This window comes from Achromobacter sp. UBA5777 (assembly GCF_002418565.1).
Lineage (GTDB): Bacteria > Pseudomonadota > Gammaproteobacteria > Burkholderiales > Burkholderiaceae_B > Achromobacter > Achromobacter animicus.
The window spans coordinates 1-4,075 of record NZ_DIEJ01000039.1 but is presented as its reverse complement, the minus strand read 5'-3'; the positions used below and the strand labels follow the sequence as shown (position 1 = coordinate 4,075).

Here is a 4,075-nt window from a genome sequence, read left to right as displayed (position 1 = left end):
GCCGAACGCCAGGCCCGGGTCCAGTTCGATATGAATGGCGCCGTCCTGGTCCGGCAAGGCCGTGTCCAGGCCGGGCACATCGGGATTGTCGCGGTGCCAGCTTGGCACGATCCAGAGGCGTTCGGCGATGTGGATCGGGCCGAACTGCGATTGCGTCAGGCGCACCCAGTCGGCGTCCGGCACGTCGCGCAGGCTCCAGCCGTCGAACACCGATGCATCGAGCTCCCCGGTTTGGGCGGCTTCTTCCATGATCTGCGCGGGATCGGCGCCGTCGGGCAACAAGGCGACGACGAGATTGCGGTCCCATGCCTGGACGTCGGGCTCGGTGCCCGGCTCGCCGAACAACGGGCGTTCGACTTCGGTGCCGAAGTCGGCGTCTTCGACGGAGACCGACAGCACGCCGGCTTCGAGCAAGGCGTCCGACAGGGCTTCGGCCTGCGTCTCCGAGCAGTGGAGCACGAGTTCACGCATGATTTTTCTCTTCCATCTGGTCAACGGGCCGCGGCATCCGCCGCGGCCCGATCAACCTTAAAACATCAACAAGGTAAAACGCAAAAGGGGCCGTGAGGCCCCAGAGTCGGTCAGGGACGCTGCGCCAACTTGTGTTCCAGATAGTGGATGCTGGTGCCGCCTTCGATGAAGCGGGCGTCCTGCAGCATTTCGCGATGCAGCGGGATGTTGGTGGAGATGCCTTCCACCACCATTTCCGACAGCGCGATGCGCATGCGGGCCAGCGCCTGGTCACGCGTGTCGCCGTACGTGATGACCTTGGCGATCATCGAATCGTAGTTGGGCGGCACGAAGTAGCCATTGAACGCGTGCGAGTCGATACGCACGCCAGGACCGCCCGGCGTATGCCAGTTCGTGATGCGGCCCGGGCTGGGCACGAAACGGAACGGATCTTCGGCGTTGATGCGGCATTCGATCGCATGGCCGCTGAACGTGATGTCACGCTGACGCAGCGTGAACTTCTCGCCGGCGGCGATCAGGATCTGCTGCTGCACCAGGTCAATGCCGGTGATCAGCTCGGTGACCGGGTGTTCGACCTGGATGCGGGTGTTCATTTCGATGAAATAGAACTCGCCGTTTTCGTACAGGAACTCGAACGTGCCGGCGCCGCGATAGCCCATCTTGCGGCAGGCGTCGGCACAGCGGTCGCCAATGCGCTCGATCAGGCGGCGGGCGATGCCGGGCGCCGGCGCTTCCTCGATGACCTTCTGGTGGCGGCGCTGCATGGAGCAGTCGCGCTCGCCCAGCCAGACTGCGTTGCGGCCGCCGTCGGCCAGCACCTGGATTTCGATATGGCGCGGGTTCTCGAGGAACTTCTCCATATAGACTTCCGGGTTGTTGAACGCGGCGCCTGCTTCGGAACGCGTCATCGTGACGGCATTGAGCAGCGCGGCCTCGGTGTACACCACGCGCATGCCGCGGCCACCGCCGCCGCCTGCTGCCTTGATGATGACCGGATAGCCGACTTCGCGCGCCGTACGCAGGATTTCCTGCGGATCGTCGGGCAACGCGCCTTCCGAGCCCGGCACCACCGGCACGCCGGCTTCGATCATGGCGCGCTTGGCGCTGACCTTGTCGCCCATCAGGCGGATCGTGTCCGGACGCGGGCCGATGAACACGAAACCGCTCTTCTCGACGCGATCGGCGAAGTCGGCATTTTCGGACAAGAACCCGTAACCCGGGTGGATTGCCTCGGAATCCGTGACTTCGGCGGCCGAGATGATGGCCGGCATGTTCAGGTAGCTTTCACGCGACGGCGCGGGCCCGATGCACACGGATTCATCGGCAAGGCGCACGTACTTGGCTTCGCGGTCGGCCTCGGAGTGCACGACGACGGTCTTGATGCCCAGCTCGCGGCAGGCGCGCTGAATGCGCAGGGCGATTTCGCCCCGATTGGCGATCAGGATTTTTTCGAACATGTTCAGCTATCAGCCAATGACGAACAGGGGTTGACCGTACTCGACGGGCTCACCGTTTTCGACCAGGATTTCTTTGATGACGCCGGCCTTGTCGGCTTCGATTTCATTGAGCAGCTTCATGGCTTCAATGATGCACAGCGGGTCGCCTTCCTTGACGGTGGCGCCCACGTCGATGAACGGGGCAGCGCCCGGGTTCGGCGAACGGTAGAACGTGCCGACCATCGGGGCCTTCACGACGTGGCCTTGAATGACCGGGGCAGCGGGCGCGGCCGGCGCAGCGGCGGGCGCGGCGGCGGCGACGGCATGAACCGACGCCGCCAGTACAGCGGCTAATGCGAGTTTCACTTGAATACGGCGTCAGGTTTATCCAGGCTGTCGGACCCTTCGATGGCGACCTTGCCCAGGTCCAGCAGCGCGATCACGCGTTCCAGGCTGCGCGTCTGCGCGACGAGGCTGTCGATGGCGGCCTGCACCACCGCGTTGCCCTCCTTGTTGCCCTCCGCGATCATCTGGTCATAGGTCTCGACCGTCTCGGCGCGCGTCTTCATGGCCTGCATGGCGGCGACGGTGGCGTCAAGCTTGGCGCGCACTTCTGCGTCCAGCTTGGAATCTTTGGCCTTGACCAGTTCGGACAGGCTGGCGCCACTCACCTTCTTGCCATCGATGCGCGTGTACGAACCCAGATAGACGTTGCGGATGCCTATCTGGTCGTAAAAGTGCGAGTTGTGCGTGTTGTCCGAGAAGCAGTCGTGCTCTTCTTCGGGATCGTGCAGCATCAGGCCCAGCTTCATGCGTTCGCCCGCCAGTTCGCCGTACGACAGGCTGCCCAGCCCGGTCAGCATGGCGATGAGGCCGGCCTTCGGATCCTCTTCGACCGCCTTGCGCGCCGCGCCGTCCTTCTTCCAGTTGCCCACCATTTCTTCGAGATCAGTCACCAGCAGGTCCGTTACCGCCTTCAAGAATTCAATGCGGCGCTCGCAATTGCCGCCGGTGCACTGTTTCGGATCGAAATCCGTATGCGGACGATTGCCCGAGTGACGCTCTTGCGGCGTGCCCTTGCGGTCAGCGGGCGCGGCGCCGGTGCCGTTCAGGTCCTGGCCCCACAGCAGGAACTCGATCGCGTGATAGCCCGTGGCCACGTTGGCCTCGTTGCCGTCGGCCTCGTGCAGCACGTCGGACAGCAGCTCGGGCGTGATCTTGCTGACGTCGACCGTCTTGCCGCCCACCGAGATCTTGGAATTGGCGATGACGTTCACGGCGTAGAACGCGTTCTGGTCGTTTTCCGTGCCGTAGGAGGCGTCGACGTAGTCGATCAGGCCTTCATCCAGCGGCCAGGCGTTCACGCGGCCTTCCCAGTCGTCGACGATGGGGTTGCCGAAGCGGTAGGCCTCGGTCTGCTGATACGGCACGCGCGCCACGATCCATGCCTCGCGCGCGGCCTTCAAGGTTTCCGCGCTGGGCTTGGCGACCAGCGCGTCGATGGCGTCGCGCAGCTTCTTGGCGGCCGTCAGCGAATCCTCGTAGCCGGCCAGCGCCAGATCGGAGTACGTGGCGACCACGGCCTTGGGTTCGACGGCGGCCTGCGCCACTCCGCCATACACCGCGGCGGCCAGCACCGCACCCAAAAGCAACTTGCGCATCGTCTTTCTCCCGTAATTCGGACGGCCCGCCCCCGCGGCGGCCCGTTCCGGCTTGAATTTTGTGGATGCGAGTGTAAACAATTTTCGTTTGATATTCAGGCGTTGTTCAGATAGCTGACATATTTTTGAACGAAAAAAGTATGCTCCGGCAGGTCACTCAGGGCCACGCCGGCCCCGTTTTTTTCAGCCTGGAAACCGCCTTATGGAACTGCGCCAACTCCGTTACTTCGTCCGCGTTGCCGAGCTGGGCAGCATCGGCCGCGCCGCGCGCGACCTCGGCGTGGTCGCGTCGGCGCTCAGCCAGCAGATCAGCCGGTTGGAGAGCGAGCTGGCGACGCGGCTGCTGACACGCAGCCCCACCGGCGTGACCACCACGCCGGCCGGCGCCGCATTCCTGCGCCAGGCCCAACTGACCCTGCGGCATGCGGAAAGCGCCGGGGCGGGCGGCGGGGGGGGGCGGGTGGGCCGCGCGGGCAAGGGCGGCCTTGGGGCCCGCCACCGGGGGCG

General features: G+C 64.8%; 4 protein-coding genes and 1 pseudogene. 1 reads left to right on the top strand and 4 read right to left on the bottom strand.

The features are described from left to right. From B3446_RS02755 to B3446_RS02740, 4 genes and pseudogenes are all read right to left on the bottom strand, one after another. The coding region (locus B3446_RS02755; protein WP_291377237.1) for a 50S ribosomal protein L11 methyltransferase at nt 1-471 on the bottom strand (471 nt) is incomplete at its 3' end. A 110-nt stretch (nt 472-581) separates the two neighbouring features. Further along, nucleotides 582-1,928, bottom strand: coding sequence for an acetyl-CoA carboxylase biotin carboxylase subunit (gene accC / locus B3446_RS02750; RefSeq protein WP_175126241.1), 1,347 nt, complete (start codon nt 1,926-1,928; stop codon nt 582-584). Nucleotides 1,929-1,937: 9 nt separating this feature from the next. After that, nucleotides 1,938-2,231, bottom strand: a pseudogene (accB, locus tag B3446_RS02745) (acetyl-CoA carboxylase biotin carboxyl carrier protein); the annotation flags it as partial. A gap of 38 nt (nt 2,232-2,269) precedes the next feature. Further along, complete coding sequence (locus B3446_RS02740) at nt 2,270-3,568, bottom strand: imelysin family protein (RefSeq protein ID WP_291377236.1); 1,299 nt, start codon at nt 3,566-3,568, stop codon at nt 2,270-2,272. A gap of 202 nt (nt 3,569-3,770) precedes the next feature. On the opposite strand from B3446_RS02740, the gene B3446_RS02735 reads away from it, so the two are divergent. After that, nucleotides 3,771-4,075: LysR family transcriptional regulator (locus tag B3446_RS02735; protein WP_291377235.1), on the top strand; the 305-nt coding region annotated here is incomplete at its 3' end.